Origin of the sequence: Tateyamaria sp. ANG-S1, assembly GCF_000814025.1 — a bacterium.
Classification (GTDB): Bacteria; Pseudomonadota; Alphaproteobacteria; order Rhodobacterales; family Rhodobacteraceae; genus Tateyamaria.
Genome location: NZ_JWLL01000007.1, coordinates 21,040 through 27,804 on the forward strand (window position 1 = coordinate 21,040; position 6,765 = coordinate 27,804).

The 6,765-nt window shown below is 55.7% G+C and carries 4 protein-coding genes and 2 pseudogenes; 5 read left to right on the forward strand and 1 reads right to left on the reverse strand.

Going from position 1 to position 6,765, the window contains the following annotated elements:
• The 5 genes and pseudogenes from RA29_RS16445 to RA29_RS16470 form a co-directional block, all read left to right on the forward strand.
• Positions 1 to 1,311 carry a polysaccharide pyruvyl transferase family protein gene (locus RA29_RS16445; RefSeq protein ID WP_039688000.1) on the forward strand — a complete coding sequence of 437 codons (1,311 nt, stop codon included), beginning with the start codon at positions 1 to 3 and terminating at the stop codon, positions 1,309 to 1,311.
• A gap of 76 nt (positions 1,312 to 1,387) precedes the next feature.
• Positions 1,388 to 2,497, forward strand: a complete 1,110-nt coding sequence (locus RA29_RS16450) for a glycosyltransferase (protein WP_039688002.1) — start codon at positions 1,388 to 1,390, stop codon at positions 2,495 to 2,497.
• A complete protein-coding gene (locus tag RA29_RS16455) occupies positions 2,494 to 3,639 on the forward strand; it encodes a glycosyltransferase (RefSeq protein WP_039688004.1) in 1,146 nt (381 codons plus the stop codon). Before RA29_RS16450 ends, RA29_RS16455 begins: the two co-directional genes overlap by 4 nt.
• Before the next feature lie 53 nt (positions 3,640 to 3,692).
• Positions 3,693 to 4,902, forward strand: a pseudogene (locus RA29_RS16465) (IS3 family transposase).
• A gap of 219 nt (positions 4,903 to 5,121) precedes the next feature.
• A pseudogene (locus RA29_RS16470) lies at positions 5,122 to 5,271 on the forward strand (transposase); the annotation flags it as partial.
• An 8-nt stretch (positions 5,272 to 5,279) separates the two neighbouring features.
• Here the strand turns inward: RA29_RS16470 and RA29_RS16475 are convergent.
• Positions 5,280 to 6,512, reverse strand: coding sequence for an ATP-binding protein (locus RA29_RS16475; RefSeq protein ID WP_039688008.1), 1,233 nt, complete (start codon positions 6,510 to 6,512; stop codon positions 5,280 to 5,282).
• Positions 6,513 to 6,765 lie beyond the last annotated feature (253 nt).

Here is a 6,765-nt window from a genome sequence, read left to right on the forward strand (position 1 = left end):
ATGCGTATCATCATCGAGAACTGTGTTTTTATGAACGGTGGCGACAGTGCGATCGGCATTGCCCTACGCGAAATCGTGACCGAGAGCTTCCCGGATGCCAAGCTTAAGTTTGCCGACTCCGGGATGCCAAGCATCGCGCGCTACTATCCGGACATCGACTTTATCCCGTTGCCATCTTTCCTAATGGACCGCGCCCCGTCCATTCGACTCGTGGCCAAACTGTTTGGGAAGTACCGACGCTATCTTGTCGTGCGAAAGCTCTACATGTCGGCGTCCGTGATCCTGACGCGGATCCTGACGTCAGTGGGATTGCCGCTGCCGACACCCGTGATGCGCGCCATCCAACCCTATCTCGAGGCCGACTTCGTTCTTACCACCGGCGGCACCTATCTGCTCAGCAAATATGATTACAGTCGACGTATTGTGGAATTTCACAAGGATTTCCAACTGGCCAAACCGGTCGCCGCATTCACCCAGTCCTTCGAGGCTTTTGCCGATGACTTTCGATCACGGCATCTGGCGCCGCAATTGGACAAGATGGAACTGATCCTTGTGCGTCACGACACATCAAAAGCACATGTACATGCCCTACTCGGGCGTTCGGATCATGTCACAAAGGTAAGCGACTCCGTTTTTGCCCTTTGGACATCCGGCCCGACGTCTACAGCAGAGCGACGCGAGCGTTGCGGCCGCAAAAAAGATGATCGTCTGCGCATCGCCTTGGCGGTTCGCAAGCTCAAGTTCTACGGCGCTCGCGACACCGAGACTGGTGCTGCGCAGTTCAAGCAGTCCACTCTTGCGGCTGTTACCGCCTTGGTTCGTGACAAGGGGGCCGAAATCACCTTTATATCGACCTGCCAGGGTATCCCGGAATACTGGACGGACGATTCCGCGATTGCCGCAGAATTCGTTGCCGAGCTACCACCAGATGTTGCCGCCCATGTCAGCGTGAACCGCGATTTTCATACGCCACAAGAGTTGATCCAGATCTTGCAGACCTTTGACGGCCTTATTGCCTGCAGGCTGCATATGGCAATTCTGTCGATTTGCGCGAACACACCGGTCCTGCCGATATCGTACGAGCCGAAATTCGAGGAGACCTTCGAAGAACTAGGTTTGTCGGAACTCGTGACCCCAATCGGAGAGATTGAGCCGGTGCCCTTTACCAATCGGGTGCTGAACTGGCTCGACTCCCTTGACGAGGTCGCGACCAAACAGGAAGAGGCCGCTCCGCGGCTCAAGGCATCCGCCAAATCCGCTGGCGCAGCGCTTAAACACGCGGTCGCCGAACGCGGGGTGGGTCCGGGATGACTTGGAAAGACTGCGACAGACCGCGCCGCATTTGCCATCCACGGGTGGTCGCGACCCGCACAACATAGGAGTTGTCATGCGTATTCTCTTTGCTGGTGGAAACGGATGGCTGCCGGAAGCCAGCGGTGGCACACAGAACAGCACCGATCACCTCATTCGACAGAGCATGGCCAACGGCCACACCGCCGCTGTCTATTGCGGGTTTTCTGGTCGCGGCGTGTTCGGGTTCCGCATGAAGGTTCAGCGGAAAATCACAGGTCGCCCGTTCAGCGTCGACCGGACGCAAGGCTACGAAGTCATGCGCACATGGGAGCCATTGGATCCAGTGCGGATCGAAGCCGCCGTCGCTAGGTTCATGCCCGATGTCGTGGTGATCCAGACCCGGCGGTCGGCGGCACTTGGTCACGCTTTTGCAGCCTTGAGCATACCCGTCGTTCTTTACCTGCGGAACGTAGAATTCGACGAGAACGACGGAGATGTCAGCACCATTCCAGGCGCGCGTTTCATCGCCAATTCCAATTTCACAGCGCGGTCATATCGCGACGCCTACGGCATTGACTGCACGGTGATCACCCCGACCATAGATTTTGGGAAGTATCGCTGCGATACCACGCGCGAGTTTGTGACACTGATCAATATCCACCCCAAGAAGGGCTACGAGATAGCGCGGGACATGGCCCGCGCTTGCCCCGACATCCCCTTCCTGTTCGTGGAAGCCTGGACGCTCTGGGATGAGCAGTTCAAACAAATCATGACTGAAATCGACGCTCTTCCGAACGTCACATTCATGCGCCGAACCTCCGATATGTCCAAAGTCTACGGGCGAACAAAGATCCTTCTTGCGCCAAGCCAGTGGGAAGAGGCCTGGGGTCGAGTTGCCTCCGAGGCACATTGCAGCGGCATTCCCGTGATCGGCTCTGACCGGGGCGGTCTGCCCCAGGCGATAGGGCCGGGTGGTGTAGTCTTGCCACATGATGCACCGATTGAAGATTGGGTATCAGCGCTTCAAGAACTCTGGTCCGATGCGAACGCCTACACAACACTGTCCGAACGGGCGGTGACCTATGCGCGCCGACCCGAACTGGATTTCGAGCAGCAGTATAGGACATTCATCCAGACACTCGAGACTGCCATGCCGCAACGACCGATCCCGGATCGTGCGGTCGGATACGGAGCTTTGTCTTGAGGATCAGCTTCTGCGTTTCGAATTTTCCGGCACTGTCGCAGACGTTCGTCACCTCGCAGGTGCTTCATGCTGTGCGCAATGGGCATGATGTCACCGTGCTTTGCAAAACGATTGAAGAAGAAACCCTCTTATCTCCCGAAGATCAGAAACTCCTGCGCCAAGTGCGTGTCGTGATCTGGCCGCCGCCAAAGGCAAGTTCTCTGGCGCTTCTCCCGACCGCGCTTCGTGATCGGCTCGTGGCGCGACTGGATCGGGATGCTTGGCGCCGCCAGATCGACGCCGATGTCGTCATCGCCCACTTCGGGTATCGGGGGGCAGCAGCAGCAAGGGCACAGCGCGGTTGGCACCCGCGACCGCCACTGGTGACCGTCTTTCACGGTCGTGATGTCAGTGTCGAGCTCCGCCGAGACCGCATGGCACGCTACCAGGACCTCTTTGCCGAAGGCGACCTTCATCTGACGGTCAACACACCTTTTGCGCAACAGCTGATCTCTTGTGGAGCACCTGCCGAACGCGTCGAACGGCATCACCTCGGCATCCCGGTTTCACGCTATCAATTCTCGCTGCCCAAGCGGACGAGCACTATGAGTTTTCTGAGTGTTTGCAGGCTGGTTGAAAAGAAGGGGCTTGATGTTGCAATCGATACGTTCGCCCTTTTGCGGGACCGTCATCCTGAAATATACTGGCACTATGATATAGGCGGCGATGGCCCCCTGGCAGAGACACTGAAAGCACAGGTTGCGCGTTTGGGGCTCGGGTCGCGCATCAGCTTTATTGGACAACTGTCCCATGACGAGGTGTTACTACGCATGTCAAAGGCCGACGCGTTGGTAGCGCCGAGTGTAACGGCAGATGACGGCGATCAGGAAGGCATCCCTGTTACCCTGATGGAAGCGATGGCGCTTGGTACGCCGGTCTGCGCGACCCGCCATTCTGGAATTCCTGAACTTGTTTCCCATGGCGAAACCGGCTTGCTTTCAGACGAGAAGGATGTGGACGGGCTCTGCGCCAATATCCTTTCGCTTGTTCAGGCCCCGCAGAACGTTGCCACGATGACAAGGACAGCGCGGCAAAAGGTTGAGAACGAGTTCAACGAAGATCGACAAAATGCACGTCTTCTAGAAAGATGCGCGATGCTTTGAGCCTCCCCAACTGAAGTGGTCCACCGCTATGTTTAGGAAACGGAGGACGGAGAATGGCAAACAAGCGACCCAAGCCGGAAGAGATTATCTCGAAGTTACGGCAGGTTGAAGTTCTGATCGGTCAAGGAATGTCCCGTCTTAATGCGATCAGGCAGGTCGGCGTTGTTGAACAGACCTATTACCGCTGGCGCAAGCAGTATGGCGGAATGGGCGTAGATCAATTGAAGGAACTGAAACGGCTGCAGAAGGAAAACGAGCAACTGAGAAGAGCTGTATCTGATCTGACTTTGGGTAAATTGATCCTTAAGGAAGCAGCTCGGGGAAACTTCTAAGCCCCGTTTGCCGTCGCGCTTGCATCGATCATGTTCGAAGCCAGTTCAAGGTCTCGGAACGCAGGGCCTGTCGGGTTCTTGGGCAGCATCGCTCCACTCAAAGGCAAATCCCGAAAGGCCCTGCAGATGAGGATCGTTTGGTTGCCGATATGATCGAACTGGCCAGACAGTTTGGCCGCTACGGCTATCGTCGGATCGCTGCTTTGCTCAGAGAGGCAGGTTGGTCGGTAAGTGATGGCCGTGTCGAACGACGAGACCTTGTCCGCCATTGGTCCTAGGGCAATGGTCGAATGGCGGCGAGAGGGGCTGAAGGTTCCAGCAAAACAACCGAAGAAAGGGCGGCTCTGGCTGAATGACGGATCATGTGTCCGGCTGAGGCCTGAGTATCGGAACCATGTCTGGAGCTACAACTTCGTGCACTGCCGGACAGATGACGGAAAGGTCTTCCGGACGCTGAACATCATTGATGAGCACAGCCGGGAATGTCCCCCTCTCGGCAGATTTGGCTTTGCCAAATCGCCTGCCGGGCAACGTGACGATCAAGGTGAAGCGCAAGCTGAATTCCACAGACGTAATTGATGTTCTGACAGACCTGTTCATCCTGCGTGGCGCTCCCGCCTTCATCCGCTCGGACAATGGCCCTGAGTTTGTTGCGCAGGCAGTCCGGGACTGGATCGCTGCCGTCGGAGCGAAGACCGCCTACATCGAACCAGGATCACCCTGGGAGAATGGATATTGCGAAAGCTTCAACGAGCGGATGCGAGATGAACTACTTAATGGCGAAATCTTCTACAGCCTGCGCGAGGCTCAGATCCTGATCGAACAATGGAGAAAGCACTACAACACGAAGAGACCCCACAGTGCGTTGGGCTATCGCCCGCCAGCCCCGGAAACCATCATCCCGATGGAAAACAGGCCAATCATGCACTAACAATCAATTTGGACCAGTCAGATAAGGCTGCTCAAGGGCGCGCATCCTGCTGCACAGTTTATTGATTACTACAAACGCGAATGGCTGGGTTTCCACGCCACCGCTGAAATCGATACAGCACCATTTAGCTTTGCTTTGCCGGTGGGTACACTCGCCTTTGATATCTCAACAGAAATGAGAGCCCAGTAACAGGTTATGAGGACGGCGGACGCATATGTTCGCGGCTATGACGCCGACTGGTTCCGAGAAGCGTTGCACGACAAAGGGATACGCGCCCGCATCCCTGGCCGAAAGCAGCGCAAGAAAGCCGTCCAATACGACAAGCGTCGATACAAACGCCGCAACCGGATCGAGATCATGTTCGGTAGAGCGGAGGCTTAGGCCAAAGAAGACGTCCAGAGGCTAGAAATTGGAACAGCTGCAAGGCGCTCTCCAAAAGGAACCACATCTAGGCCATCGTACAAGACTGCTCCAAATGCAAAGCGATCACCGCAAACATCGGCAAGCGTCTTCAGGCCGCCGAAATCTGCAGAACGCACAGTCGCGGATGCTTTGATCTCAAGGCCAGCGATCATCCCATCGTCCCGTTCAAGAACGATATCTACCTCCCGCATCTCCTGATCGCGATAGTGGTAGGGTGTCAGACGCATGTCCGTCCCAGTCATAAGCTTCATGACTTCCGAAAACACAAAACTCTCGAGCAGTGCTCCAACCAGACCGCGGTTCTTTTGCACCCGGTCAAATGTCAGACCACGTGTCGTGGCAAGAACAGCCGTATCCAGAAAATGCAGCTTAGCTGTCTTCGTGATCCGTTTAATCGCGTTGGTGTACCAGGGCTGTAACGTGGAAACCAAAAACACTTGCTCAAGCAAACCAACATAGCGCTGGCTTGTTTTGTGGCTCACATTGATGCTCGAGCCGAACTGGGAATAGTTGGCCAACTGGCCTGAATACTCCGCGAGAAATCGCACGAACTTCGGCAGCTCCGTCAGCTTTTCAACATCCGCAATATCCCTGAGGTCTCGAGTAAGTACCGACGTTAAATATGAGCGTACCCAATCTTGCCTGCGTCGTTCGTTCACACGTGACAGTGCTTCGGGAAAGCCACCCTGTAGAATGATCTGCAGGAGGTCGTTGCCGAGGGGAGGATTCTTTGCAGATCGCAGCTGTCCTCCGAAAAGCTGATCTAAGAAGGTTGCCTCGACACCTTCTATCTCGGAACGGGCAAGCGGTAGCATGTTCAGGGTTTCGATCCGCCCTGCGAGACTATCCGCGACCTTCGGCAACGTCAAAACATTGGCGGAACCTGTCAGCAGAAACCGTCCGGGCCGGTAGTCTTCATCAATTGACTTCTTGATCGCCAATAGAAGCTCAGGTGCCCTTTGCACCTCGTCAATCGTGACAGTGTCCAGACCTCGTACAAACCCGGCAGGATCCGCTACAGCAGCTTCGAGTACCGTTTGGTCATCCAGCGTGATGTAGGTTCGATCGCCGCCACCCACATTTTGCACGAGCGTTGTTTTGCCTGCACGCCTTGGTCCCACGACCAGCACAACAGGGGTGTCAGTCAGCGCTTCACGCAAGCGAGGTTCGAGAAGTCTTTTGAACATGGTGTACGGAGCCGACTGATTGAAAGCTTAGCCTTCGGTAATTGGGAACCAAACGCCTGTCAATTGGAAGTCAAAGCCCCGGCGATTGGAAGGCTTAGGAGCTGATGAAGGAGAGGCAGGCACCAAATGCAGTTATAAAAGACCTGTGTGCCCAGCACCCAAACCGTCTCACGATTTACCCACTATCGCCCTCACCAAACAACCGTCACTCTCACTCGCTACGCCGCTCCCAGGCCCTGCATCCTCCAACTGC

Coding starts and splice junctions, on each gene's coding strand:
- RA29_RS16445 (WP_039688000.1), top strand. CDS start 1: ATGCGTATCATCATCGAGAACTGTGTTTTTATGAACGGTGGCGACAGT.
- RA29_RS16450 (WP_039688002.1), top strand. CDS start 1,388: ATGCGTATTCTCTTTGCTGGTGGAAACGGATGGCTGCCGGAAGCCAGC.
- RA29_RS16475 (WP_039688008.1), bottom strand. CDS start 6,512: ATGTTCAAAAGACTTCTCGAACCTCGCTTGCGTGAAGCGCTGACTGAC.